The sequence below is a fragment of the Corynebacterium tuberculostearicum SK141 genome, from assembly GCF_000175635.1.
Lineage (GTDB): Bacteria > Actinomycetota > Actinomycetes > Mycobacteriales > Mycobacteriaceae > Corynebacterium > Corynebacterium tuberculostearicum_C.
Map to the genome: position 1 here is coordinate 1 of NZ_ACVP01000021.1, position 26,603 is coordinate 26,603.

General features: G+C 58.9%; 21 protein-coding genes and 1 pseudogene. 4 read left to right on the forward strand and 18 right to left on the reverse strand.

Features of this window, described 5'->3' with window-relative positions:
• Positions 1-821, reverse strand: a pseudogene (locus tag CORTU0001_RS11290) (VaFE repeat-containing surface-anchored protein); the annotation flags it as partial.
• A gap of 1,850 nt (positions 822-2,671) precedes the next feature.
• Between CORTU0001_RS11290 and CORTU0001_RS06160 the strand changes: the two are divergent.
• Positions 2,672-3,337 (forward strand): sugar O-acetyltransferase, encoded by a 666-nt coding sequence (locus CORTU0001_RS06160; RefSeq protein WP_034668353.1) that lies wholly within the window; start codon positions 2,672-2,674, stop codon positions 3,335-3,337.
• Positions 3,338-5,605, forward strand: coding sequence for an ATP-dependent RNA helicase (locus CORTU0001_RS06165; RefSeq protein ID WP_005328240.1), 2,268 nt, complete (start codon positions 3,338-3,340; stop codon positions 5,603-5,605).
• Here CORTU0001_RS06165 and CORTU0001_RS06170 read toward each other — a convergent pair whose 3' ends face one another.
• Entirely contained in the window at positions 5,606-6,376 is a 771-nt protein-coding gene (locus CORTU0001_RS06170) for a TSUP family transporter (protein ID WP_005328241.1), read from the reverse strand.
• Positions 6,377-6,489: 113 nt separating this feature from the next.
• Here CORTU0001_RS06170 and CORTU0001_RS06175 point away from each other — a divergent pair, with 113 nt between their 5' ends.
• Positions 6,490-7,581 (forward strand): AbrB family transcriptional regulator, encoded by a 1,092-nt coding sequence (locus CORTU0001_RS06175; protein WP_005328243.1) that lies wholly within the window; start codon positions 6,490-6,492, stop codon positions 7,579-7,581.
• Here the strand turns inward: CORTU0001_RS06175 and CORTU0001_RS06180 are convergent.
• Positions 7,578-9,248 (reverse strand): DUF885 domain-containing protein, encoded by a 1,671-nt coding sequence (locus CORTU0001_RS06180; protein WP_005328244.1) that lies wholly within the window; start codon positions 9,246-9,248, stop codon positions 7,578-7,580. The two genes, CORTU0001_RS06175 and CORTU0001_RS06180, sit on opposite strands and share 4 nt — an antisense overlap.
• 69 nt (positions 9,249-9,317) lie before the next feature.
• Complete coding sequence (locus CORTU0001_RS06185) at positions 9,318-9,887, reverse strand: LOG family protein (RefSeq protein ID WP_034668370.1); 570 nt, start codon at positions 9,885-9,887, stop codon at positions 9,318-9,320.
• A gap of 108 nt (positions 9,888-9,995) precedes the next feature.
• Between CORTU0001_RS06185 and CORTU0001_RS06190 the strand changes: the two genes are divergently transcribed.
• Positions 9,996-11,129 carry an ROK family transcriptional regulator gene (locus tag CORTU0001_RS06190; protein WP_005328247.1) on the forward strand — a complete coding sequence of 378 codons (1,134 nt, stop codon included), beginning with the start codon at positions 9,996-9,998 and terminating at the stop codon, positions 11,127-11,129.
• On the opposite strand, the gene CORTU0001_RS06195 is transcribed toward CORTU0001_RS06190, so the two are convergent.
• The 14 genes from CORTU0001_RS06195 to kdpF form a co-directional block, all read right to left on the reverse strand.
• Entirely contained in the window at positions 11,112-11,708 is a 597-nt protein-coding gene (locus tag CORTU0001_RS06195) for an HAD family hydrolase (protein WP_005328248.1), read from the reverse strand. The two genes, CORTU0001_RS06190 and CORTU0001_RS06195, sit on opposite strands and share 18 nt — an antisense overlap.
• Positions 11,709-11,720: 12 nt before the next feature.
• Positions 11,721-12,074 carry a hypothetical protein gene (locus CORTU0001_RS06200; protein WP_034668355.1) on the reverse strand — a complete coding sequence of 118 codons (354 nt, stop codon included), beginning with the start codon at positions 12,072-12,074 and terminating at the stop codon, positions 11,721-11,723.
• 82 nt (positions 12,075-12,156) lie between these two features.
• Positions 12,157-12,654 carry a ferritin gene (locus CORTU0001_RS06205; protein WP_005328251.1) on the reverse strand — a complete coding sequence of 166 codons (498 nt, stop codon included), beginning with the start codon at positions 12,652-12,654 and terminating at the stop codon, positions 12,157-12,159.
• Positions 12,655-12,940: 286 nt separating this feature from the next.
• The gene (locus CORTU0001_RS06210) at positions 12,941-14,422 is read right to left on the reverse strand and encodes a SulP family inorganic anion transporter (RefSeq protein ID WP_005328252.1); all 1,482 of its coding nucleotides are present in this window, start codon (positions 14,420-14,422) and stop codon (positions 12,941-12,943) included.
• Positions 14,423-14,443: 21 nt separating this feature from the next.
• Positions 14,444-14,956, reverse strand: a complete 513-nt coding sequence (locus CORTU0001_RS06215; protein WP_005326355.1) for a phosphoribosyltransferase — start codon at positions 14,954-14,956, stop codon at positions 14,444-14,446.
• A gap of 73 nt (positions 14,957-15,029) precedes the next feature.
• Positions 15,030-16,433 carry an AMP nucleosidase gene (gene amn / locus CORTU0001_RS06220; protein ID WP_005328253.1) on the reverse strand — a complete coding sequence of 468 codons (1,404 nt, stop codon included), beginning with the start codon at positions 16,431-16,433 and terminating at the stop codon, positions 15,030-15,032.
• Between the two features lie 233 nt (positions 16,434-16,666).
• Entirely contained in the window at positions 16,667-17,815 is a 1,149-nt protein-coding gene (locus CORTU0001_RS06225; protein ID WP_005328255.1) for an MFS transporter, read from the reverse strand.
• Positions 17,808-18,113, reverse strand: coding sequence for an ArsR/SmtB family transcription factor (locus tag CORTU0001_RS12065; protein WP_005326349.1), 306 nt, complete (start codon positions 18,111-18,113; stop codon positions 17,808-17,810). The genes CORTU0001_RS06225 and CORTU0001_RS12065 overlap by 8 nt, the downstream gene beginning before the upstream one ends.
• Positions 18,114-18,699: 586 nt before the next feature.
• Positions 18,700-19,413: a response regulator gene (locus tag CORTU0001_RS06235; protein ID WP_005328258.1), complete on the reverse strand. Its 714-nt coding sequence runs from the start codon at positions 19,411-19,413 to the stop codon at positions 18,700-18,702.
• On the reverse strand, positions 19,406-22,000 hold the full coding sequence (locus tag CORTU0001_RS06240) for an ATP-binding protein (protein ID WP_005328259.1): 2,595 nt from the start codon (positions 21,998-22,000) through the stop codon (positions 19,406-19,408). Before CORTU0001_RS06240 ends, CORTU0001_RS06235 begins: the two co-directional genes overlap by 8 nt.
• A 12-nt stretch (positions 22,001-22,012) precedes the next feature.
• Positions 22,013-22,564: a potassium-transporting ATPase subunit C gene (locus CORTU0001_RS06245; protein ID WP_005328261.1), complete on the reverse strand. Its 552-nt coding sequence runs from the start codon at positions 22,562-22,564 to the stop codon at positions 22,013-22,015.
• A gap of 17 nt (positions 22,565-22,581) precedes the next feature.
• A complete protein-coding gene (gene kdpB, locus CORTU0001_RS06250) occupies positions 22,582-24,645 on the reverse strand; it encodes a potassium-transporting ATPase subunit KdpB (RefSeq protein WP_005328263.1) in 2,064 nt (687 codons plus the stop codon).
• The gene (gene kdpA / locus CORTU0001_RS06255; protein WP_005328265.1) at positions 24,642-26,357 is read right to left on the reverse strand and encodes a potassium-transporting ATPase subunit KdpA; all 1,716 of its coding nucleotides are present in this window, start codon (positions 26,355-26,357) and stop codon (positions 24,642-24,644) included. The genes kdpB and kdpA overlap by 4 nt, the downstream gene beginning before the upstream one ends.
• Positions 26,354-26,449, reverse strand: a complete 96-nt coding sequence (gene kdpF / locus CORTU0001_RS06260) for a K(+)-transporting ATPase subunit F (RefSeq protein ID WP_005328272.1) — start codon at positions 26,447-26,449, stop codon at positions 26,354-26,356. The genes kdpA and kdpF overlap by 4 nt, the downstream gene beginning before the upstream one ends.
• Positions 26,450-26,603: the final 154 nt, after the last annotated feature.

The window sequence follows — 26,603 nt, forward strand, 5'->3', positions numbered from 1 at the left end:
GTCTTAGTAGACGGATTGGAGCCGCTTCCGCCATTCTCATCCGGTAGACCCGGCTGATCCACCGGCATAACAGTTTGATCACGGGAATGGGGATTGTTGTTGGGATGTACAACGGTTATATATGCATCTGTAGGCTGCTTTGCAATCTCCACCGTCGAATCTTTTACAAGCTTCGGAACATCGACGGAACCTTCAATTTTATAGCCCGTAAGTTCCGTAAATTCTTCGTGCGATCCGGTAAAGTTCGGGAATTTGCTCTTATCACCCGTCGTGATTGCGCCGGCGGGCCAGCTCTTTGGGTTCGCCGACGAATCAAGAAACATCAGTAGGTAAACGTAATAGTTAGCAGCCGAACTGCTGTCCCCCCGATCAACTGCACTTTCCATCTTCCGCGCGAGATTAATTACAGCATCATGATAGGACTCGTCAAACTTGAGCTTCGTAGCGTTCTTTTTTTCATACTTTTCGAACGTTTGAAGTGGGGGCTTAGCATGTGGCTCAATGCACCACGCCCAGCCGACGTCATTTTTTTCATTTGGGCCTGTCCCGGTACCTCTCCCAACTGGTGCTCCGGCCCAAACTAGCAGACCCCAGTTATAATCCGCGGCGATATGACCTTCTTTCTCGCCTGTATCGTCCCGGCTTTTTTCTTCCTTTTTATCCTCGTTACCCAGTGTTGTGTTGGGCACAAAGTCGGTAGGCTCCGCCGCGCTGGCCTTATTCAATGGCACAGTAAGCAGGGCCGCGATCACCGCAATTGTTGCGAGAATTGCAGTTAAGAGCGTCCACCCCTTTCGAGGCATGCTTCTTGATATACTCATTTTTCCTCTTAGATTGGCAAAATATATCTTCCTGATCAGCAGTAAATCTCACTGTTGACAGCCAGTTTCCATGCTGAACGCACCGCACCTGATCACGGCCCTGAAGCCAAACTATCGATCAGTCTTTTAGTACAGCTTGTACATTATCACCATTTAAGTAGCTGTGCATAGGTCATTTTTCAGCATCGACACAGCTACAGGGCATGTTGTTGACATTTTCATAGACAACCTTCAAGAGGTTGTCATGCCGCCGTCGGTCAGTTGCAAAACCTTTTGAAACGGTTTCCATTTGTACATCGGGCGTCCCCAAAAGGCCGATATCCCGCCTGTCTTGATTCCGCAGGATTTGGCTCTTGTTAGAACGGCACGACTGCCTAATGCAGCTGTATATCCGGAGCGTGTCCGTTAATGCCGGAGGGAGGGCATCACGGGTCGTGGGCGGTAATGCCATTCCAGTCCCTCCTCGCTCTTGGTTTATAACTCCAACACTGCGGGCGTCACTTAGCCCAAATTTGTGGTGTTCAGTAAGGATCCTCCCCCCTGGATCTTCGCGCCGTAGGTGTTGCAGTTGTCGTGGATAAATGGAGGGCCTGCCAGGGTCCCCACCGATGCTTCTGTCATGTTCAGCAACTTGCTCGAGACTATCCATGCTCTTCCTACCCTAGAGCTGCACTCAGTCTGAGCCACCAGAAGCGTTAACGATGGAAGCATCACCCCGTTTCTAATGCCACAACGATCCTCGTCAGGGGTAACGGTTTAGGTTTCTTCCCTATTGTTTCGCATGTGCAACATCCCAGATTTTCCCAAGCTAATGACGTGCGCTGCGTTGTGTTCCTAGGTATCGGTATTTGCTTTCAGTTCTGAAAGGTTTTGGTTTGTAGCTTTAGAACTCTGAATAAGCTTCAGCAGGGTGCAGCAGCTTAGGGACTGCGAAGCTTGGAATCTTCGGCCATTTCATCTATTCAAACGTCGCGAATTTTTCGCTAACGACGCTGTACATCGGGGCATCAACGGACCATTGGCCACAGCAGTGGCATTTCAGGTACCGGGTGTCCGTCGGTAAAAGCGGCGGTGCGGTGCTCAGCAAGCTTTCCATTGTAAGCAGTACTGACGTACTGCTTCCCGCGATCCGAATGTTGAAAAGAACCTGCGGTTTTCTTGGTCTACATAATGGCTTGGTTGAGTTGCTGTGGTGGCCAAGGTAAAGAGCATATCGGATCCCTGATAGTGCCCAGCCGGCAATCTTGCGAGGATAACAGGCGGTGTATGCGATTCCTTTCCTCATCTGTAATATGTATTGTCCACTTCCCACAAGTCTCCTGCTCCCGATACTGTGAATTCATCATTGGCAAGGCCGAGTCATATCTCCGTTTCCTCTTTATTTACTGTGTGGTGCCAGGTGGACCGCCCTCTGCCTGCGACGACCAGACACCGGTCATACACAGCGGCATAACAGAATCTGTATGAGCCGATACCAATACTTTTCACTGGCTAAGGGGATGCCGTATTGGCCGCACACCATAAACACCGGAATCTGCGTGGTTGACCAGGCGACTATGTTCCAGAGGGTTTCCTCCTACCAAGAGCGCGGAAACTATGCCCGCAGGAAAGTATTTAAGTAATTTTTCCTTTGCGGCAGGCTTTCTGTGGCTAGTGCCAGGGTGCGGTCTAGGAGTTTTCCCGGTTTCGGTGCGGCTCCGTGGCATGTGGGCTGCCTTGAAGACGCGTCTACCTCGCCACGATCCCCCACCAGGCGGATACGGTTTCCTTGCATCCTGATCACGCTTGTTGGACATAGTCGCAATGGCCCCAAGATCTTAGGGAAAACTAGGGGCGCCTCACCCTCTACAATGACACCCATGGATGAACAGGGGCGGCAGGACTTGGAACGCTACGGCTCATGGGAGCGGATGACCGGTGGGCAGTGGTTCCTGCCGAGCATGCCGGAGGCTAAGGACGAACATCAGCGCACTTTTCGCTTGGTTAAACAGCTCAATGAGTTGCAGAATACGGACCAAGAGCGCGCCAAGGGCATCCTGCGCGAGGTACTGCCGGAAGAATCTGCGGTGCCGGGCCTGCACGTTCCGTTGAATTTGGAATATGGCTGCAATCTGGTGTGCGGCGAGCGCGTCTTCATTAATTTTGGCGCTACGATCCTGGCCCAGGCCACGGTGACGCTGGGTGATGGCGTGATGATAGGCCCCAATTGCTCGCTGATTACGGTGGGGCATCCGGTAAACGATCATGAGATGCGCGCCGGTGGGTGGGAGATAGCCAAGCCCATCACCATCGGTGACAACACCTGGTTCGGTGCCAATGTCACCGTGCTGCCGGGCATCACGATTGGAAAGAACTGCGTTATAGGTGCAGGCACGCTTATTACCACCGATATTCCGGATAATTCGCTGGTCCTGGGATCCCCCGGCCGCGTGGTGCGCAAGCTGGAAAATAACGAGGACGCCTGGGAGCGCCAGGATCTCAACGGTCCTGTCGAAGGTTTTGGAGCCGCCAAGTAAATGTTTGATCTCGCTCGCATCGGCGCGGGACTGCCCGTAGCCGAGACCATCGATTCGCTGCCTAGGACCGGAAACGTTGTCATCCAGGCCCCGCCCGGCACGGGTAAGACCACGCTCGTGCCGCCGGCGTTGGCCAATCATGCGGCAGGACGCGGAAAAGTTATTGTCACCGCCCCGCGGCGTGTGGCCGTGCGTGCGGCCGCACACCGCTTGAGCACGCTCAGCGGCACCCCGGACAAGGTCGGCTTTGCCATCCGGGGCGAGTCCCGCAAGGGCAGCGAGGTCGAGTTCGTCACGCCGGGCGTGCTGCTGCGCCGCTTGCTGAAGGATCCGGAGCTCGAGGGCGTTGCCGCCGTTGCCATTGATGAGGTCCACGAGCGCCAGCTCGATACGGATCTGATGCTGGGCATGTGCCTGGAACTAGCCGAGCTACGCGAGGACTTTCGCGTCATCGCCATGTCCGCGACCGTGGATGCGCAGCGCTTTTCCCAGCTCATGGATGCGCCCGTCCACGTGACCGAGGCGGTCACCCATCCGCTCGATATCCACTACGCCCCCATGCTGGGCAGGGCGGCGGGAACGAGGGAGTTTTACGGGGACGTCGCCAAGCAGGCAGCTCGCCAGCAGGAATCCACGCTGGTCTTTGTGCCCGGCGTGCGCGAAGTCAACCTCGTGTGCGATGCCTTAGCAGGCCATAATGTATTTCCCCTGCATGGCAAGCAAACCACCGCGGAGCAAGACGCCGCGCTGTATACCGAGGAACAGCGCATCGTCGTGGCTACCTCTATCGCGGAGTCCTCGCTTACCGTGCCGGGTGTGCGCGTGGTGGTCGATGCCGGGCTCTCCCGCGTTCCCCGGCGCGACGCCCAACGCGGCATGTCCGGGCTAGTGACGGTGTCAACCTCAAAATCGAGTGCCGATCAGCGCGCTGGTCGTGCCGGCCGTGAGGCGCCCGGCACCGTAATCCGCTGCTACTCGCAGGATGATTACCAGCACTTTTCCCCGCATACCACCCCGGAGATTCTGTCCGCGGATCTGACCCAGGCCGCGTTGTTTTTGGACTGTTGGGGCGCGGGCCCGGACTTCCCGTTGCTCGATCCGCCGCCGGCCCAGGCTCTTGCGGCCGCACAGGCGACGCTTCAGCGCATTGGTGCCACGCAGGAGCTCGCCCTCCTGCCCACCGATCCGCGCCTCGGCGCTTCTTTGCTCCGCCACGGCAGCCAGGCCGCGCCCACCATTGCCTCGCTTGTCGACGCCCCCTTAACCCCCAACCTCACCCGTCACCGCCCACCTCAAAAAGAGGTCAAGCGGCTCGCCCGCCTCGTCGACGATCTCGGCCCCGCCGATCCCGGCGAGGTCGTCGCCACCGCCTTTCCCGAGCAGGTGGCCAAGCGCGTGGGCGAGGATTACTTGCTGGCCAGCGGCACCCGCGCGCGCCTGCTCGATAACTCGGGCCTGGCCGGTGCCCCGTGGCTCGCCATCGCAGAGGTCTCCCTGTCCAACGCGGGCAATGCCATCATCCGCTCGGCCGCGCGCGTCGAGGAAACCGCAGCGCTGGAGACCATCGGCGTCACAGAGGAGACCCGCGCCTTCCTGCGCGATGGCCGTGTGCGCGGCGTCAAGGTCAAGGCCGCGGGCGCCATCACGCTCTCTGAAACCCCGGTCAAGGTCACCGGCCCCGCGGCCGAGGAGACCCTTGCCGCCGGCATCCGCGAGGAAGGTTTGGGGCTTTTCACCTTCAGCGAGAAAGCCCAAAGCTTAAAAGACCGCTTGCGCCACCTGCACGCCCACTATGGCGAGCCGTGGCCCGATGTCGATTCCGCGGATCCTACCGAGTGGCTCGGCCCCGAACTCCACCGCATCGCGGAGGGAACCCCCACCGCCAAGCTCGACATGTACCCCGCGCTGCAACGCCTCCTGCCATGGCCGGAAGCCACCCATCTGGACGATCTCGCCCCCGAGCGCCTCCCGGTGCCCTCCGGCCGCGATGCCGCCATCGACTGGTCCGGCGATCGCCCCGTGGTCCACATCAAGCTGCAGGAATGCTTCGGACTAGCCGAATCCCCCGAATACTGCGGCCACCGCGTGCAATTCCACCTACTCTCCCCCGCCGGCCGCCCGCTCGCGGTAACCGATGATCTCGCCAGCTTCTGGTCCGGCCCCTATGCCGGCGTGCGCGCCGATATGCGCGGCCGCTACCCCAAGCACCCCTGGCCCGAAGACCCGTGGAATGCCGTGGCTACCGCGCGCACCAAGAACCGGATGTAGTTATCCCCACTGCTGCCAGCCCAGGTAGCAGCTCATGACCACGACCAAGGTAAGTAGCGCGTAGCGGATGAATTTGGCACCGCCACCGAGTACGGTACGTGCACCGAGGAGTGCGCCGGCGATATTGGCTACGCCGAGCACGATGCCGAGCGTCCACCACACGTGCCCGCCAATAATGAACACGACGAGCGCACCGAAGTTGGTAGCTGTATTGACTACCTTGGCCATAGCTGCAGAAGTCAGGAAGTTCTGCGCAAAAATAGAGGTAAAGGCCATGATCAAAAACATTCCGGTACCCGGACCGAAGATGCCATCATAAAAGGAAATGATGCCGGAGAGCACCAAGACCACGACGGTCCGCCAACCACCACGGGTACCGGCCGAGTCGCTACTGCCAAAGTCTGGCTTAAAGGCAACGAAGATGCCCACGGCCACCATGAGCACGATAATGATGGGGCGCATGATGTCTTTATCGAGACTCGAGGCCACGCTGGCCCCCAACCCGGAGCAGACCAGCGCGATGAGGAGGAACCGCGCCATTTCTGCCTTGTCCAGCTTCACCTTGCGGGCGAGGGTTACGGCAGCGGATCCGGTGCCGGTCACCGCGGCGAGCTTGCTAGTGCCCAAAGCTGCGGCCGGAGCAAGGCCCGGCAGGACCGCCAGCAGCATCGGGATCAGGATCAATCCGCCACCGCCGATGACCGCATCGACCCACCCCGCGGCCGCGGTACCAAAGAAGAGAATTACCCACTGCACCAGATCAATTTCCATGCCCCCGATCATAAATCTTGAATGATGTAAGGTGATAACCCGCCTATCGCCCTCTCCGTAGTAGAGCAGAAAGAGGCACTATACTTTTGGCGCAGCAGAACTAGGAGGCTCGCATGGCCGCACAGCAGGAAGGCACCGGGCTTAGTGCCCATACCGTGGCACGGTGGGCCATTGTCGTTCCGGCATCGGTCGTACTGGGCTGGCTCTTTAACATGTGGCACGTACCTGCGGCCTGGATTTTGGCAGCGATCCTCTCCTCCGGTGCCATGGCGCTTTTTACTGGGGAAGATCTGCGCGTGAACCGGAGTTTTTATAGCCTATCGCGCGGCTTTATCGGCATGATGGCTGCCATTCCGCTGACCGTGGTGCCGGTGGGTCAATTGCTGGGCTTCCTGCCTGCCGCCCTGACGATCTCCTTTGTCACACTGATGGTGGGAGTTATCGGCGGCCAACTCTTACACCGCGCGCAGCCACAGGATGTCTCCTCCGAAACCGGGATTTTATCCATGCTGCCGGGCGGTGCGTCGCTGATGCCTGCGCTTGCCGACGAACTCGGTGCCGACTTCCGCTACGTCGCCCTCACCCAATACCTGCGACTCTTAGTAGTCTCGGTATCGCTACCGGCCGTGGTCGCTCTGTTGGATACGCCCGCCGGCGAGGGAGCGGATCTTTCGGTCGATGGCGAAACCACCTGGTGGATAATTGCCCTAGTGATCGCCATTGCCTTCATCGGCGAAAAGGTAGGCTCGTTCCTCCACCTCCCCGCCGCCGCGGTGCTCGGACCCTTGCTGCTGACGGTGCTGGTCTCTTTCGTGCTGCCGGAGGGCCACACGCTCGAGCCGCTCTATGCCTTTAAGGTGATGGCGTTTTTGTCCATCGGGTGGGTCTGTGGCGGCGGGCTTTCGCTGCCCGCACTCAAGGCCTTTGCCAAGCAATTGCCCGCGACAGTGCTTTTCATCGTGGCCATCATCGGCATCTGCGCGGCCACCGCCTGGCCGCTAACCAAGTGGCTGCATATCACCTACTTCGAGGCCTACCTGGCCACCAGCCCCGGCGCGCTGGAGACCGTTCTCGCGCTCTCAGCCGAGGGCGGAGCCGGGCCCGCGGTCATCGCAGTCCAGCTCACCCGACTCATCGCGGTCCTGGTCGTAGCGGGCTACCTGCCGCAGCTGTTGCGGCTGGCGAAGCGCCTGCTGCGCCGCTAGTTGTCCAAGACGGCCTCGCGCAGGACGGACATCGGCACGGAGCCCAGGGCGAGGGCCTCGGAGTGGAACTCGCGCGCGCTCATGCCCTGCTTCTCAGCCTCGGCGCGGGTTTCCTGCCACAGGCGCTGACCCAGTGCATAGGACGGCGCCTGGCCCGGCCAACCCAGGTAGCGGTTGACCTCAAAGTTGAGGTTGGCATCATCCATGGCGGTGTTTTCGCGCATGAAGGTCTTTACGTGCGCCTTGTCCCAAACGCCGGAGGTAGAGCAATCCGGCAGCTGCTTGCCCAGGTGCAATCCGATGTCCACGACCACGCGGGCGGCGCGCAGGCGCTGCGCATCCAACATGCCCATGCGGAAGCCCGGATCATCCATGTAGCCCAGCTCGGCCATGAGCTGCTCGGCGTAGAGCGCCCAGCCCTCGCCGTGGCCGGAGTTCCACGTCACGGCGCGGCGCCACAGGTTGAGATCTTCTTGCACCAGCGCGGATCCGAGCTGCAGGTGGTGTCCCGGCACACCCTCGTGGTGGACGGTGGTCAGCTCCTGCCAAGTATGGAAGGTGTCCTGGCCCTCCGGCACGGACCACCACATGCGGCCCGGGCGGGAGAAGTCATCGCTCGGCGGGGTATAGAAGATGCCGCCGGTGCCGGCCGGATCGATGCAGCACTCGATCTCTTCTACTTCCTCCGGAATATCGAATTCCTTGCCATTGAGCTCAGCGATGACGCCATCGGCGGTGGATTGCATCCACTCCACCAGCGCATCGGTGCCGCGCAGGGTATAGCGCTCCTCGTGGTTGAGCTTGCGCATCGCCGAGCGCACCGAACAATCGGAGCCGTAGAGCTCGTGGGCGATCTTTTCCTGCTCCGCGCGCAGGCTCCGCACCTGATCCAGGCCCCACTCATAGGCCTCATCGAGGTTAACGGCATCGCCCACAAAGAGCTTGGAAAAACGCTCGTAGCGCTCGCGGCCCACGGCGTCCTTATTAGGCGCCTGGGGCTGCAGGTCATTGGAGAGCCAATCGGAGAACTCACCAAAGGCCTCCTTGGCCTGCTGCACCTCGGCGGAGTCGGCGTCGAGGCCGAGGGACTCGAGCATCGAGTCGGCGTCGGCAAGCCGCTCGCACTGCACAATGACCTCGGAGATCTGGCGGTGCGGTGCCACCATGCCGTGGGAGGCCGCTTCCTCCAAGGAGCTGCGGTATCCGGCCAGGGAGGTCTTCACCTTGGACAGGCGGGAGCGAATGGCATCGCGGTCCTCGTCCGTGTCCTGCGGCATGAGCAGCAGGGTATCGCGGATGGTCTGGACCGGGGAGGCGATGTTATTCAGGCAGCGCACATCCTCGCTGTGGTGGTGCAGATCTAGTTCAAGGCAGAGGCGATCGCGCAGGACGGCCGCGGTGACATAGTCCACGTCATCAAAGTCATCCTCATCATCGGACTCATCGGTGGTGTCATCCAGGGCATCCAAGTCCGCCACCATTTCGCGGGTGCGGTCTGCGATGGCGGTGAAGTACTCGGGGGAGAAATCCTGCAATTCGCCCTCGTAGCCGTCAATGCCCCACGCGGTGGCATCGGTGGGGGCAAGCTCGGCTAGGTCGTGAACGAAGTTATCACACGAGGCGTCCAGTAGAGAGGGCTGGCGCTTAGCGGTCTGCTCAGAACTCATAACGAGGAAGTCTATCCCTAAGTATCGCCTATAGGCCACCCGGGCGGGCTGAAGTTGCGAACTTGTTAACTAATCGTTGTCCCACTTTGTTCCGGGGTAGCTCCAGCCGCTGAATTTATCTAGGATGTCCTGCGGTTTTTCCTCCATCACCAAGGCATCGACAAAACGCGGCAAGATGAAGCCGGACTCGGCCATGGCGGCGTACATGGCGTGGAACGGGCGCCAGAAGTCCTCCGTATTAACAAGGCCTACCGGGCCGCGGATGTGGCCCAGCTGCTGCAAGGTGAGCACCTCGGTGAGCTCTTCGAGGGTGCCGACGCCGCCGGGGAGGCAAATATAGGCATCAGCAAGCTGCTCCATCCGGGTCTTGCGCTCGGCCATGGAGCCGACCACCTCGAGGGCGGTCAGGCCGGGGTGGGAAATCTCCAGATCCACCAGTGACTGCGGCATCACACCGGTGACGGTGCCGCCAGCGGCCAGGCAGGCCTGCGCCACCTCGCGCATCAAGCCGATATTGCCGCCGCCATACACCAGGTTCAGGCCGCGTCGGGCCAGCTCCGCGCCCAATTCCTGTGCCGCCTGCGTATAGGCCGGCGAGTTTCCTGTTGCTGAACCACAATAAACCGCTACTGACTGCATGCTCTCCAGCATAGATATCTGCGCGCCCACCACCACCTTTAGACCATTCGGTACATGGTGAGTTTACAGGATTAGACAAAGCAGTCTGGAATATTTATACTTCTTTTTATGATCAAACCTGGCCCAGTGTTCACGCGCCCCCGCACACCGGCCGCAAAGTGCCTTCATTTGGTGCGCCTGAACCCGATCATCACCCGGAGCGAGCTGGTGGAAGCCACCGGACTTTCCCAGCCCACCATCACGCGCGCTACTACTTCCCTACTCAACGCGGGCCTCATCCAGGAACGCACCGACCTCACCCAGTCCCGCGGGCGCGGCCGGCCCACCGTGCCGCTCGAGGCGGCCGATAATGACTGGGCACTCGGCGGCATCTCCGTGGGCACCAAGCAGACCTATATCGGCCTCTATGACACCAAAGGCCGCACCTTGAGCGAGGAAGAACTAGCTACCCCGGTGGCCGCGCTCAGCGAGGATGACTTCCTCGAGCACATCATGGCCGGCATCAACCGCATGATGACCAACCTGAACCACCGCCTGGTCTCCCTCGGCGTGACCACCTCCGGCACGGTGGATGATAACGGCCTGGTCACCGCGGAAAACCTCAATTGGCACGGCGTGGACATTGCCGAGCGCCTGCGCTTCCAGTTCGGCGTACCCGTGGTGGTCTCCTCCGCCATCCCGGCCATCCTCGGCTCCGAGACCCAGGCGGCCGAGATTGGCACCAGTGAGCGCGTCCTGGTCCTCTTCGCGGACGATTCCATCGGCTCCGCCCTCTCCGTGGAAGACGAGGTCAGCCCCATTATTCCCGTGCCCCCGACGCACTCCGAGCTGCTAGGCTATGGCGCGTCCGAGCACCTGCTGGCCACCCAGCACATCCTGGAGGCGATACGCCACGAGGGCGTGGAGGCAGCCTCGCTTGCCGACGCCGCCCAGGCAGCCAACTCCCACCCCGCCGTCCGCGCCATTTTGGACGAGCGCGTCCGCCAGTTGGGCGCCATCACCGCGGAACTGGTCAAGGCCCACTCCCCGGCCACCGTGGTTATCGCCGGCGGCGCGTTTACCGACGACCCGAAAGCCCCCAAGCAATTCGCCGCCACCGTCCGCGCCTCCGCGGGCGATGAGTTGCAGCTGCGCATGATTCCGGGCCATAAGGAGATTGTCCGCGCGGTAGCCCGCACCGTGGCCACCGACCAGCTCCTGCGCCAACCGCTGGAGCTAGGCCGCTCACTCCAGCACGCTTAGGACCTCGCGTACCGAGTCGATGCCGCGGAAGAGGTGGGCGTTGAGCCCGCAGTAGTTCGCGCCCTCCACGTAGTCGATGCGGTCATCAAAAAAGTGCGTATCCTTCGGCTGCGCGGCGAGCGCATCCACGGCCACGCGATAGGCTTCTGGGTGCGGCTTGGCCACGCCAATATCGCAGCTAAACGTCACCGCCGCGCAGTCCTCCAGCCACGGCTGCTTTTTTCGCACTTGGCCCGCCAGCGTGGTGGGGATATTGGACAAGATGCCCACGCTATAGCCTTCCCCGATAAGCCCCTTGACCAGCGCCACCATGTCCGGGTCCGCCTCCAGTAGGCCGCTGTTTTCGCACGCTACCGCCTCCGCGACGGGTACCTTCCCCAACCCGGCGCGGGCTGCTACCTCATTCCAGTAGTGACTATCGCTAAAAATGCCGGCATCGTAGTCCGGCCGATAAAACCCGTAGGCCTCCCACATCGCCCCTGGATCTGGCGGCGCAAGGAGGCGCTCCAAGGCCGCGTGGCTTTCTGGGGTTGCCGGGCGCATGAGCACGCCGTACATATCAAAGAGGAGTTTGGGCATAACGGGGCCAGTTTATGCGCGTTTCGGCGCCTGGGTCAGCACGGCTACGATTCCCACACCCGCACCAGCGACAAAAAGAGGCAGCATCGCAGGCGCCTGCTCCATGGACAAGGCGAAGATGCCGCCGATGGCACCAATGAGCAGCATACCGCCGAGGCTATAGAGCGAGCGTGTGACTACCCCACGCTTGCCGGCGACGCCATAAACCAGCAGCGCGAGCCCGGCGAATGGGCCGAGCATCAGCGCCGCGGTGGTCAAAAATACCCCCAAGGCCACGTGCGTGGACATGATTGCCGCTCCTACGATGAGAAAGAGCGCCAGAACTAACAGGCTTATGGCGCACAAAGCCTTGCGTTGCGTTGACATAGAAACAATCCTCCCACCGCACCGCAGTGCCGTGGGAGGATTGCTCTAAATCTTGATGGGTTTGTTATTCACCCACGCGGGCTTAAGCGCCGCCTTCGGTGCGACCAGCCAGGCGCTCATCGATGCGCAGTAGGCCAGAACCATCATTGCCCACCAGCTTGATCTGGTCCAGAATCTCAGAAACGGTAGCCTCTTCTTCCACCTGCTCGCTCAGGAACCAGTCAACGAGCTGGCGGGATTCCAGATCCTGTGCGTCTAGCGCCGCGCGGGCGATGGTGCGGATCTCCTCGGAAACCTTCTGCTCGTGCTCGAGGGAAGCCTGGAAGGCATCCTGCGGGTTAGCCGCCTTCACGGAGCCGACCGGAATGTCATTGAGCTCTACGCGGTATCCGCGGGAGAGCAAGTGGTCTGCAATCTTCTCGGCGTGCTCGCGCTCTTCAGCGGCCTGGCCCATGAACCAATCGCGCATGCCTGGGAAGGAGAGATTATCCATCTCGAAGGCCAGCTGGGTGTAGACCATGGAAGCGCCATACTCGCTAATAACCTGGTCATTCAACAGGGTTTGCAGCTTCTCGTCCATCGTAAAAACCTTTCTGTGTGGGGGAAATCAATAAGTGCTAAGCACCACACTACCGGAGATTCTCCCGCGATCCAGCAAGGTCTACTTAAGTAAACTTGCACGTCATTATGCTTTTTTAGATTGGATAACCTAAGTTAGCCAAGACAAAGCTAGCCCCCAAGCGCGGGCAAAGTTCCCCTAAGAACTCGAGGTCATCGCGGATACTCTGCTTTTATCCCGACGCGAGTCCGCGGCCAGTTCGGCATCTACTACTTGAGCCTTCGCACCCTAGGCTAAAAATGTGATGTTAATCACCCAAGCGGCCGCTCAGGCGATTCAGGCGCTGCGCGCTCGCCCCTTCCAGGCCACGGAACTCTACTTCGATGCCACGCTCGGCGTATTTCTTCTGCACCGCATCCAGCGTCGCCACGGTGGAGGCGTCCCATACCTCGGCCTTGCTCATATCAATCACCACGCGCTGGGTATCCAGCGTGTAATCAAAGGCATAGACCAAATCATTGGAGGAGGCGAAGAAGAGCTGGCCGCGCACCGCATACTCGGCATCGCCTACGTGCTCCACCTCCACCAGGTGGGCCACGCGGCGGGCAAAGCCGATCGAGGCTGCCACCACGCCGAGCACCACGCCCACCGCCAAGTTATGCGTGGCCAGCGTTCCTACCACCGTCACCAGCATCACGAGCGTTTCTGATAGCGGCATGAGCTTCAGAGTGCGAGGGCTAACCGAATGCCAATCCACCGTCGTTGCGGCCACGATGATCATCACCGCCACCAAGGCGGCCATCGGAATGCGACCGACGGTCTCGCCAAGAAGAAGGCAGAGGATAAGGAGGAAGAAGCCCGCGAGGAACGTCGACAAGCGCGTGCGCGCCTGGGATGCCTTCACACCGATCATGGTCTGGCCAATCATGGCGCACACGCCCATACCGCCGATGGCCGCGGCAAGGATATTGCCCACGCCCTGACCAAAGGACTCGCGCGTTTTATCGGAGTGGGTATCCGTAATATCATCCACCAGCTTGGCCGTTAGCAGCGATTCCATCAGCCCCACCAAGGCCATGCCAAAGGCATAGGGCGCAATCAGCTGCAAGGTATCCAGGTTCCACGGAATATCCGGCACGAAAAGCCCCGGCAGCGAGGTAGGCAGCTCGCCCTGGTCCGCCACATCGGGCACCTTCCACCCGGCCGCCACCGCAATAATGCTGACCACCAGAATGGTAATCAGCGGGGCGGGAATCACCGTGGTCAGCCGCGGCAGCCCCAGCATGATGGCCAGGCCAATGGCCACCAGCAGATACACCATCCACGGCACATCAATAAGGTGCGGCAGCTGCGTAGTAAACATCATGATGCCCAGCGCATTGACGAATCCCGTCATCACCGAGCGCGGGATAAAGCGCATGAGCTTGGCGACGCCCACCGCGGCCAGCACCACCTGCATAATTCCCGCCAAGAGCACCGCAGCGACCACGTAGTCATGCCCATGTTCATGCGCGAGCGGTGAGACAACGAGCGCCACCGCGCCGGCCGCCGCGGAAATCATCGCCGGCCTGCCGCCAGTAAAGGCGATGGACATGGCCATGACCACGGAAGAAAACAATCCCACCCGCGGATCCAACCCTGCGAGGATGGAAAAGCTTAAGACCTCCGGGATCAAAGCAAGCGCCACCGCCAGGCCGCCAAAAACCTCCTTGCGCAGGCGCGCAGGCGAGGAAAATGCATAGCGGAAACTGGCGATGACGCTGGTAGGAGCAGGCTGTTCTTTAATCACGCCTGCACATCCTAGTAGACTTTAGGAGCCTTCCTTAAAGGAGCCGTCCGCAGTGATGACCGGCAGCACGGACCAGGCGAAGTTGATCCACTGATCGGTCTTCTTCCACGAAAAGTCCGGTTCAAAGATGGTCTTCGGCTTGGTATAAATGACGGCCGAGCGCACCTCGTCTGCGGTTTCCTTAAGCAGATTTACCACCAGATCCAGGGTCTTTCCGGAATCCGCGACGTCATCGACGACCAATACCTTCTTGCCCTTCAGCGAATCCGTGTCCAGTTGCGGGGACAAGATGATCGGCTCCTCCAGGGTCTGTCCGATATCGGTATAGAACTCCACATTGATAGCACCCATGGCCTTGACACCGATGGCATAACCAATAGCACCGGCTGGGATCAGGCCGCCGCGGGCGACGCCCACGATGAGGTCAGGGAACCAACCAGATTCCACAATCTGTTCCGACAGGTTACGGCTCGCCTCGCCGAAGACCTCCCAGGTGAGGTTTTCCCGGTCCGGGTGGATCCAATTTTCAGTCACGATTGTGTGGCTCCTTTTGCGTCATGGGATTTCTTTGTAGTTTAACGAGCATTGCCTGCCAAAGAAAAGGCACCTACCGGAATGGAACCTCGCCCAAAGTCCGGCGCAGCTTGCGGGTGCGCAGGCGCTCCGGATTCTCGGCTAGATGCTCCATGGCGCGCACCGCGCACATCACGTGGGCTTCCTTCGAATTGGAATAGAAAGCCTGCGCCTGCGCCGGCAACTTCGGCACCGCGTGCAGCGGCAGGTCAGAGACCGACAGCAGCGTGCCATAAGGAACGCGGTAGCGGTAGCCATTGGCCGCGAGCGTGCACGATTCCATATCCACGGCCACCGCGGTGGAGGTGCGCAGCCACTCCCACAGGTCCCGGTTGGTGCGCCACTCCCAGTTGCGGTCATCGGTGGAGAGCACCGTGCCGGTGCGCATGAGCGAGTTATCGTCGCCGTATACCGCCTTCACCGCGGACTCAAGCATGCGTTGTACCTCTGGAATCGCAGGGATGGGAGAGGTCGCCGCAACCTTCTGGTCCAAGATGTGGTCATTGCGCTGATAGGCATTGCCCAGAATCAGGTCACCGATGCGCATGCGGCCATCCATGCCAGCGCAGTGCCCAATCATGATCCATGCCTCTGGGCGTAGCACCGCCAAGCAATCCGTAATGGTCTTGGCATTCGAGGGGCCTACGCCGATATTGATCATCGTGATGCCATCGCCGCCGGCAGTAATCAGGTCAAAGCGCGGCATCTGGTACCGAGAGGTCAAGGTCAGACCGTCCACATCGAGGTCCACCGCATCGTTGGGATGGATGGTCTCCCCATTGGGTAAAACCAAGGCGGTGTAGCGCGAGTCTTCCTTGGTCAGCTCGCGCAGACCGAATTTCACGAACTCCGTGGTGTGCATCGCGTAGTTAGTAAACAGAATGTATTTCTGCACCGTATCGACCTCGATGCCGGTGTAATGCTCGATGCGCGCACAAGCAATGTCGAAACGCTGGGCGCCAAAGTGGAATAGCGGCTTTTCCGCTCCGTGGAAAGCGTCCCATTCGCCATCAATGATCGCATCGTTGACCTCATCCAACGTCGGCCGCGGAATGGGCCCGCGTTCCTGCGGGGCCGTGGCCGTGTCCTTGATGTACTCCGGCGGGATGCGCTGGTCCGATTGGCCAACGAAAATATCGCACGGATAGTTGCCCGCCAGGCGGGTCAACTGCTCGTGCAGGTAATCCCGAATTATGTGTGGCTTGGAAATTACCGCCGAGTACTTGCCTGCCTCGTTGACATAGCCAAATGGCTCGTTGCGGTCGATGGGTTGCCATTTGCGGATATCCACCGTGACCTTCGGATAAACCACGTAGCGATAGTCATCTAGATTTCCTGATTCCAGTGTCTTGCGGGCAAGCTCGCAGGAATTCTCATAGAGCTCAATCAGGCGGTTTACCGCCTCATCAACGGAGTGGACATGCTGCAGGTCGGTCATAGACGTGAGTGTAGCGGGGACTTAGCAGTGCGGCAGCGGTCTGCGCAGTTCTTTATTCTTTTCCGCGGTAGCTTCAGTGATACCAATACTGACATGATTTACTGCGAGAAAATCAAAGACCTAGGATCAGTCCTTTAAGCTGCTAAGAGTGTCAAAGCAAAGGCCTCAAAGGGAATGCGACGAAGAGCTCGACTATGTCAACTCGGGCATCGTCCCATCAATCCGAAGTATTCCTAATTCACATTGTCCCCAGTATGAGAGCGAGAAGAGGCACTAGCCCCAATACTGCAGACGATTCCTACTAGGACTGCACCTAATGCTCCTAACAGGATTCCCGTGGAGGAGGGCAACAGTAATCCACCCACTGCGGAGCCGACTGCCGAGCCAAGGTAGTTCGCAGATGCATTAGCAGCAACAGCAGTCGCCCCTTCATCAGGGTTTGCACTAAGCATCGAATGCTGCTGCGGTGCCATAGACGACCACCCCAAAAGCCCCCAAGCAAAAAGACACACCACTGCCACCACGTGGCTCGAAGGGAAGAGCAGCAGTAGAGCGAAATCAGTCACGAGTAATGCAATGATAATGACCGTTAGTTTGCGTGAACTATTAACCTTGTCGAGCACCCTCCCAATCCCAAAAGCACCCGCTGCCCCGCCGATACCCCAGACCCAAATACCAGCAATGGTGTCTACCTGCACACGATCAAGCACTACAGGAATATAGGTGTACAACCCCAGCGAACCCACTCCAACAAAGAAAGTAACTAAGATCGTCAGGAAATTATCCACTCGGCCGATGACTCGGAGTCGCTGCCCCAACGAGGAAGAGGGCACAGCTGGTACCACACTCGCTTTGCGCAACGCTAGACCCGCTAACGCCACTATTCCAATGGCCGAGACCAAACCGATGGTAGCCCTCCAGCCTAGCTGTTTAGCTACCCCCAATCCCACCGGTACGCCCACGACAGTTCCCACCGCTAAGCCAGCCAGCACCATTGACAGTGCGCGCCCGCGATACTTTGCTGGGACGGACATCCCCGCTACGGCTGAGGACAACGGCGAATAAATTCCCGCTGCCGCACCTGCGATTAAGCGCGACACGAGAAAAACGCTCACTGTAGGCGAGACTGCAGTCACGACATTCGCCAAAGAAAACACAGCAACAGCTCCAAGCAGACCACTCCGCGGATCTTTGCCTGCCCTACCCGAGAACAGCGGACCAGATATTGCGTACGCGCCGGTGAAGGCGGTAACACCCAAGCCGATCACACTGCCACTTGTACCCAAGTCGTTTGCAATCTGTGATAGCAGTCCAGCGATAACATATGCGTCCAATCCGAGCGCTACACTGCCCAAAACTAACGGCCACAGCTGTTTAAGCATTCGAAATCACCATATCGAGTAAACCAGGGAACCGTTCGTCTAGATCGCCTCTGCGCAAAGAGATAACACAAGTTCGTCCCTGGCTTCTTGTCCACGTCACACCGGCTTCACGCAGCTGCCGAGTGTGGTAGGTCAGGGTAGATCGAGGCAGGTCATCAGCGAGCGTCAAACTATCGTGCTCCTGACCGTCTGCCAGGCGCCTAACCATCTCTAACCGGATGGGATCACTTACCGCAGCCAGAACACGGACGAATTCAAGGTCCTCGGTGGCCGGATGCTCATACTTTCGTGGGCTCATCACAACTCCAATCGTGCAAGAATTCCTGAACGATTGACCACAGTAAGCTACCCGAGAGATTCGTGCAAGATTTCTTGCACGAATTCAGGTGCGCAGATAAAGCCCCACCCAGACAGCGATAAATGAACACCGGAGTCTTGAGGAGCTCTATTTTTAGATACCAAGCTTTCAACCCCAGACGTCTCTAATTCATAACCTTCAACGTTGGCACAATAAATCGAGCCAAGTTTATGAAAGTAGAGAGCCCTATTCCTTCTTCTAACGGTACGTACAACGTAGCTTGATTTAATAGACCCTTCTACCCAAAAATATGCTCGAAAGTTCTTTGGTCAGGAAAGCATGACAGACACCGTCACCTCTTCAGGGAAAAGCAACTAATCTGCAGCACCAGAAATGATTTAGAGAACGAACAATCGCTGGTGACCAGTTGAAATGTTTAGTTCTCACGCACTTGCAGTTGGTTAAATGCGCAGGGCACACCGAAGCCCTCGACGCATAAGCGTTATGGATACCAACTCGCACCCCTCCACTGCACAGAATTGCCACTGCAAGAGTAGTTCCCTGCAGAAAATGGCGTCAGCTACTCCTAGACCCCAGGGGAGGTAATGAAGCGGTATCCCAACCCGGGTTCAGTAAGCAGATATTGGGGATCAGAGGGATCGGTTTCCAGTTTGCGGCGCAATTGCGAGGTATAGATGCGCAGGTAGTGGCTTTGCCCTTCGAAACCCGGGCCCCAAATCTCTGCGAGGAGGTCTTCTTTGCGCACCAAACCGCCGTGGGCACGCAGCAGCGTCGTAAGCACGCCCCACTCAGTAGGGGTCAGGTGAAGGGGCTTTCCTGCCTTGGTGATGGAGTGTCGAGGGACGTCGATCAGCACATCGCCCGCCCGCACCATCGTGGCTTCCCGCTGAGCAGATGGATGCTGGGGACTGCCATGCCGCAAAGCCACGCGCACGCGGGCCAAGAGCTCTTCCATAGAAAAGGGTTTGGTCACATAATCATCAGCACCGCGATCTAGGGCCGAGGCACTAAATAGGGGATCGGACCGGGCCGTAAGAATCAGAACGGGAATTGCTGACCACCCTCGAATCCCATCGAGGACCTCCCGCCCATCCATATCCGGCAGACCCATATCCAAAATCACCACGTCGGGCTGATGCTGGGAGACCACCTGCAGACCCTCCGCCCCGGTGCTGGCTGAATACACCTCATACCCACGCGCTTTAAAATTAATGCTCAAGGTGGTGAGCAAACGCGGATCATCATCCACAATGACTATCGTGGCCTTTTTATCAGTCATGGCTTTTCTCCTCCCGCAGCGGGAAACTCAGGATAAAGGTCGCTCCTGGAGTGGCCTCTACGGTGATAGTACCGTCCATGGCCTCCACAAATCCGCGTACAACGGAGAGGCCTAAACCCACCCCGTTGTCATTGCTGGTATCGCCCAAGCGCTGAAAAGCTTGGAAAAGCTCCTCCTGCTTTTCTGGTGAAATTCCCGGCCCTTCATCGCTCACACTCAGCTCCACGCGCTCATCTGTAACCTGCGCATCAACGTTGACTGGTCCGCTCGGCGCATAACGCAAAGCGTTATCGAATAGGTTCGCCAGCACGCGTTCCAGCAAAACGCTATCCGCGCAACAGGTGCGGCCACGGAGTCCAGAACCAATATGAATGCGACCAAGTTGGTCCTTGCTATGTCCAAAGGCACAGGAAGCAATAGCCCGATTGGCTACCTCGTATAACTCCACAGTATCCCGGCGTGCAGTTACCGCTCCTGCACTCAAACGCGAGTGATCCAATAGGTTGGTCACGAGCAGCGTGAGTTGATCAATGCTAGCCGCGGTTTCCGCCAGCAGTATTTCTTGATCCTTTGGACTGAATTCGATTTCGGAATTCCGCAAAGAGGACACAGCCAGCTTGGCCGTTGCTAAGGGCGTGCGCAGATCGTGGCTCACGCTCGATAGCAGTGCACGACGCAATTCATCAGCGGCAGCAATGGCATCGGCACGTGCGGCTTCAGCCGAAAGCTTGTCGCGGCGCACTATGCCGGCTAAGTAACCTGCCACAACCGCCACCAAAGCACGGTCGCGGGCGGATAACGCTGGGCCCTCCATCACAATCTGGACCGTAGTGTCCTCGCTGGAGACCAACGTTTCTACCTCACGTTTATGAGTCTTAGCGGGGATATGCAGGTGTTTACTCTGCCGGGGCGAGGCCGCCGAAGCGTGCCAGGTAGACAGTACGTCCCCGGAGGCGTCAAGAAGCACGGCCTTATGGCAGCCGAAGGTCTCTCCTACCTTGCGAAGCACTGCGTCAATGGGAGATACGTCCGCACGGCGGTTGAGGGCTGCGCGGGAAAAGACCGTCAAGAGCTCAGCATCGCGCGTGGCAATGGCCGCATTATGGTGCTCTATTTTGGTGCGCCGCACTTGTAAACCCACGGCCAGGGCAATGGCTACCATGACCACGAGGATGACAGCGTTAGCTGGCTCAGCAATATCGAACGTGTACAGGGGCTCGGTAAAGAACCAATTGACCGCCAAGCCCGAGGCAAACGCAATAATTACCGCCGGCCACAGGCCAGCGAGCATGCTTACGAGAAGGATCAGCGCAAAGTAAAAAGCAGAACACGTGCCTGTTCCCAATGCCGAGCCGTCGATGCCTTGCAACAGTGCGGTCAAGGCGATGAAAGCGACAGCCGCGCCCACCCAAGACACCGCCCGGCGCGGGAGGGAATGCAATGGTCGCAGCAGTGGTGAAAGAGGCGAGGGTTTATCAGACGGAAGATTAACAATGTGACAATCGATCTTGCCTGAATCCCGCAACACGGCCTCAGCAACGGTGCCGCGCCAGTGCAGGCCTAAGCGACGCCGTGGTGAAACCCCCAGGACCAACTGGGTGGCGTTAACGCTGCGGGCAAAATTAAGCAGCGCTTCTGGCACCGAGTCACCGGTGACCTGATGCAAACGGGCACCCACGTCCTGAGCCAAGGATTGTAGTTTGGACAGTTGTTGAGCGGAACCTGCAACAGAAGATTCACCGGAAGAAAAGGAGTCCCCAAAAATTACGTGGACGACATGTAGCTCGGCTGAGGATTTGGATGCGATGCGGCGCCCGCGGCGAATGAGCAGTTCTGCGTGCGCGACGTTCTGAATGGCCACGACCACCCGCTCCCGCGCCTCCCAGGTATCGGTAATGTCCTGCTCAGAACGGTAAGATGCGAGAGCCTCATCAACCTGGTCCGCCAACCACAACAGGGCAAGCTCCCGCAGTGCAGTCAGATTGCCCACCCGAAAATAATTATTCAACGCTGGGGCAATGCGCGCTTCTTTATAGATTTGGCCATCACTCAAGCGGGTACGCAAGAGCTGCGGGGATACATCCACCAACTCGATCTCGTTCGCCGCACGCACCACCTCGTCTGGCACCGTCTCCTGCGGGGAAATACCGGTGATCTGCTTTATTACGTCATTGAGGCTTTCAAGGTGCTGGATGTTCAGGGTAGAAATCACATCGATTCCTGCGGCTAGGAGTTCCTCTACGTCTTCCCAGCGCTTAGCGTGTTCCTCACCGCGCGGATTGGAATGAGCAAATTCATCGACCAGAACGGTTTCCGGCTGGCGCGAAATGATGGCTGCAGTATCGAGTTCTCCGGTAGATAGCCCGGCGGCGTAGCGCCGCGGGATGGTCTCAAGGCCATCACACAGCGCCCGAGTGAATTCGCGCCCATGATCTTCCACGATGCCAATAACCACATCGCGGCCGGCCAGCACAAGGCCGTGCGCCTCGTTGAGCATTGCACAGGTCTTACCAGACCCAGGCGCCGCGCCGAGGTAGATCTTCAAAGCGCCACGCTTGGTGCGCGCCGGAACTTTCTTGTCGTTCATATGGCACTCATCTTATGAGCAGGACGGTGGAATGGGCAGTGCTCGGTTGAGAGTAGTGACGTTGACTGCGTCTTCGCCCAGGAACCCGAGGCTGGCATGCTCTGTATTGTCCTCGATGAGGCGTCGCACTTCTTCGGTGCTTATCCCCTGCTCTCGAGCGACACGTGGAGCCTGTAGTTCAGCGTACGCAGGGCTAATGCCAGAGTCGACACCAGAGCCGGAACCGGTTACCGCATCGGTAGGAACATCTTCTGGGGCGGCGCCTTCGCGCTTGGCGATGTCCCCGCGCCGCTCCTGCACGGCTTTTTCTAGCTCGGAGCTGCTAGCGCCGTAATTGCTCATGCCTTCGGAACGGGGAAAGAAGTACGGGCCTTCAGTCTGGCCATCTTGGAGCTGGGTCGAGCCAGCTAGGCACTCACCTTGGTAAATGAGGTTGCCCTCGGCCGAGTCCGGCTTGATGCGGGAGATTCCCCACACGGCAGCGGGATAGATCATTCCTAGTGCGACAACGCACAATAGTACGGCTACGAATCCAGCGGCGAGGTTACGAAAATAGACACGCATTTTTGGTCCTTCTTTTTCTATATACCTGGAAGCAGGTTGACTACCTGGTCAATCAGCCAGATGCCTAGGAATGGGGTGATAACGCCGCCCAGGCCCCAGATGCCCAGGTTACGGCGGAGCAGGGACGAAGCAGAGGCCGGCTTATAGGCCACGCCCTTGAGCGCCAATGGGATAAGAGCAACGATGATGAGCGCGTTGAATACGACTGCAGACACAATGGCGGATTGCGGCGAGTGCAGGTGCATCACGTTGAGGCGCTCAAGGTGCGGAAGCTGGGTAGAAAACAGGGCCGGCAAGATGGCGAAGTACTTCGCTAAGTCATTGGCCAAAGAGAAAGTGGTAAGCGCCCCACGGGTGATGAGCAACTGCTTGCCAATGCGCACGACATCGATAAGCTTGGTCGGATCAGAATCCAAGTCCACCATATTGGCGGCTTCCTTCGCTGCAGAGGTACCAGTATTCATGGCCACACCCACGTCCGCCTGCGCCAGCGCCGGCGCATCATTAGTACCGTCACCGGTCATAGCAACCATGCGGCCATGCGCCTGTTCCTCGCGGATCCTGGCCAGCTTATCTTCCGGGGTGGCCTCCGCGATGTAATCATCGACGCCTGCCTCTTTCGCAATGGCCGCTGCCGTCAATGGGTTATCGCCGGTCACCATGATGGTTTTGATGCCCATCTGGCGCAATTCGGCGAAGCGCTCCGCCATGCCCGGCTTGACGACGTCACTGAGCTGCACCACCGCAATAACCCTGCGGGTGCCATCGGATTCTTCCACAGCAACGGGCAGCGGGGTTCCACCACCTTCTGCAATCTGGGTCACGGACTCTTCAATTTCTTGTGGCCAGTCGCCACCCGCCTCGGTTACCCACTGGCGCACAGCATCACCGGCACCTTTGCGCAGCTTTCGGCCTCTGAGGTCAAGCCCGGACATGCGGGTAGAAGCGCTAAATGGAATGACCTCGGCGGTCTTTTCTTCCTCTCCTGCTGCGGTAGAAAGGTGGTAGTTTTCGGTCAACCACGACACAATGGAGCGGCCTTCCGGGGTCTCATCGGCAACCGAAGCAACGCGGGCTATCTCCGCAGCTTCCTGCTCATCGACACCGCGCGCAACGATAAGCCCGGTGGCCTGCCGGTTGCCATAGGTGATGGTGCCGGTTTTATCCATGAGTAGGGTCGCTACGTCGCCCGCCGCCTCTACCGCGCGTCCGGACGTAGCCAGAACATTGTGGTGTACTAGCCGGTTCATTCCCGCGATTCCCACCGCGGATAGCAGGGCAGCGATGGTGGTTGGGATGAGGCAGACCAACAGGGCCACCAGCGAGAGCGGGGAGAGCTCCGCGCCGGTAAACAACCCCATTGGGGCCAGTGCGGTAACCGCAATGAGGAAGAGGATAGTCAGGGTAGACAGGAGGATGCTCAGCGCTATCTCATTCGGGGTCTTGCGTCGCTCCGCCCCCTCCACCAAGGCAATCATCGTATCGACGAAGGTTGCTCCCGGCTCCGAGGTGATCTGTACCAAGATGGAATCAGACAGGACCACGGTTCCGCCGGTTACAGCACAGCGATCGCCACCGGCCTCGCGAACCACGGGAGCAGACTCGCCGGTAATGGCAGATTCATCGACGGTTGCCGCGCCTTCAATGACGTCGCCGTCACCCGGGATAGTTTCTCCGGCCTCCACGCGCACGATGGCGCCCTTGGTGAGCTCAGAAGCGGCAATGACCTCGATGCCGCCATCGGTGACTAGGTTCGCGGTGGCGTCATCGCGCACGGCGCGCAAGCTATCCGCTTGGGCTTTACCGCGGCCTTCGGCATATGCCTCAGCAAACGCGGCGAACGCAATGGTAAACCACAACCATACGGTTACCACCCAGCCATAAACGCTGGGGCTAAAGATGGACCACAGGGTAGTCAGCGCGGCGCCTACCCACACCACGAACATGACGGGGTTGCGGGCTTGGGCGAGTGGGGACATCTTGTGCGGCAACGACTTTAACGCTGCCGCAGCCAACCCACTGTTTTTGGTGGCAGGGCGCTGAGGAGTGCGTTGCTCAGTGGTCATAGTTGGTGTTGTCATGAGAGTGCCTCCGAAATGGGACCCAAGGTAAGAACGGGGAAGAAGGTAAGGGCGGCGACCAACACAATGACGCCGATGGTAAGCAGCGCGAAGGTCACGCCGGACGTCGGCAAGCTGCCGGCGGTAGTGGCCTGCCGGCGTTGACCGGCTAGGCTGCCCGCCAAGTACAGGGTGAAAACGATGGGTAGAAAGCGGCCCAACAGCATGGCGATACCGAGGGTGACTTGCCACCAGGGCTCGGTTACCGTCAGGCCCGCGAAGGCCGAGCCGTTATTATTCGACGCCGAGGTAAAGGCATAGAGCACCTCGGAGAGACCATGCGCGTTATCCGGGGTTCCCGGCGCGCCGAAGTTGGTCGCGGAAAGCTCCACCAGCTTGCGCTGAGCCACCGATGCCCCCACGCCTACCAGGACGAGGACCGGCATGGTGAGGATGTACAGGCTCACCGCGGAGATTTCCTTGCGGCCGACCTTATTGCCCATGAACTCCGGTGTGCGCCCAACGAGCAGGCCGCCGATAAAGACGGCGAGGATTGCCACCATCAGCAGACCGTAGAGGCCAGTGCCCACGCCGCCCGGTGCAATTTCGCCCAGGAGCATATTGAGGATCAACAAGCCGCCACCCAATGGTGAATAGCTATCGTGCATCGAATCGACCGCACCGGTAGAAGTGCCCGTGGTAGACACCGCAAAGAGTGCGGAAGCGTCAATACCTAGGCGCTGTTCGATGCCCTCCAAGTTGCCGCCCGCGGCTTGGGCTGCCGCACCGGTGGTAGTGTGCTGCGCCCATACCACCAAAGCAACCATTACGGTCCAAATGCCGCCGATGACGCCAAGCAGGGTCCATGCATGCTTTTGGGATTTCAGCATTACTCCGTAGGCACGGATAAAGCAGAAAGAGATAACCAGCAAAGAAAAGATTTCTACCAGGTTGGTAAAACCAGTGGGGTTCTCAAAAGGGTGCGCCGAGTTGGCACCGAAGATGCCACCACCATTGGTTCCCAGCAATTTAATTGCTTCCTGGCTAGCCACCGGAGCGCGCGGAATATCCACGCCCGCGGAGCTCACCAGGTTGGACCCGAAGGTTTGCATGGTTCCGCCCAAGATGAGGACGAAGGAAATCAATAGTGAAAGCGGCAAAAGAATGCGCACCAAACCGCGGGTGAGGTCAACCCAGAAATTTCCGATGAGGTGCTGTCCGCTCTCAGAGCCCAGCTTGTCACGGCTATATCCCAAGTGACCGATACCGCGAATGAGCGCAACCGCCACACACATGCCAACAGCCGCGGAGGCGAAGTTCTGGACGGTCAGGCCAAGCATCTGCGCACCATTGCTCAGGGTTTCTTCGCCCGAATAGGACTGCCAGTTGGTATTGGACACGAATGACGCCGCCGTATTGAACGCCATCCACGGTTCCACCGCTGCGGAGCGGGAATTGCCAAAGCTAGGCAAAACGGTTTGTAGGCGCTGCACCGCGTAAAGAACGAGTACGGATGCCAAGCTGAAACCAAGCAATGCACGGCTGTAATTCTTGCTGTTATGCCCGCGGTTGGGGTCAACGCGCAGGACCTTATACACCGCACGCTCTATCGCCCAGTCCTTGTCAGAGGTGTAGCTGCGTGCGATCCAGTTGCCCAAAGGAACATATGCCGCCGCGAGCAAGACGACGAGGGCGAGGAACTGCGGTAACACCGCCCCAATGCCGGCGATCATGCGAAACGCTCCGGATCAACTAAGGAAATGATGAGGTAGGTCACCAACGCCACAACAATGACGAGGCCAATGACCGCTGTAATGGTGTTCATGGTTATGCGTCACCGTCCAGAAGCTCGTTGAGGACGGAGGGACAGCCAACCGTCAGGATGGCTATCAGGATTGCCACGATGTCTAACATGTGGGAAACCCCCTTGTGCGAGTGAAACTTTCCTGTGCCTGACAGATATGCCTGCCAGGTGCCGG